Below are 679 nucleotides of genomic sequence, written 5' to 3'. Positions count from 1 at the left end.
TCTAATTAAATGACCCGCTGAACATAGTCGAGAATTGTCAATAAAGTGTGAGGGAGATCGCGTAAAAACTGCAAATAGGACGGTATGTGGCAAGAGTTCTCAAGGATGAGATAAAAGCAGGGAGAAGAGAGGTTGAATCTTCAGTTTGCCTTGGCCATCACAACCTGAGTAACAGCCAAGGCAATGTAGGTTTTAACTAAATGCGACGAAAGGCGATACGCACAGCAAAATACCAGTAGCAATAATCAAGTAAAGCGACGCGCCTTTGTATTTGTGTAAAGAAGGCACTTGATAGACAAGGTAAGCTGGAATCAAACAGCCAATCAAACCAAAGATAGGGCTACATACTGATGTGAAGCTCAGAACTGGTAGATTCAATACAATTGCACCCCACGCCATGAGAATCGCAAAGAGAATGATTCCTTTGGTGACCAAGTCTTTATTGATCTTCTCTTCAGGCATGACCTTTTTTAGAGCCAGCATCGCTAGACCTTGGCAAGAATCGCGGAAACCTAAGTACACGCCAAAAAACGCAGTCATTACTGAGAAAATATTCAGCATCAAACTCATTAGTTTTAGCGTCGTGCCGTCCATACCTTGCGCAACCATCGCAAGAGCAGAGATGTTCTCTTCTGCTGCTTTAACCGCTTGTTCATGTGACATCGCAAGCGTAAAGGAA

1 pseudogene is annotated in these 679 nt (G+C 43.3%); it reads right to left on the bottom strand.

Annotated elements, in window-relative coordinates:
- Positions 1 to 192 precede the first annotated feature (192 nt).
- Positions 193 to 679 (bottom strand): annotated as a pseudogene (locus R7190_RS27750) (hypothetical protein); the annotation flags it as partial.

The sequence above is a fragment of the Vibrio sp. 1078-1 genome, from assembly GCF_033340475.1.
The sequence above is the reverse complement of the archived record's forward strand: the minus strand, read 5'-3'. Positions and strand labels throughout refer to the sequence as shown.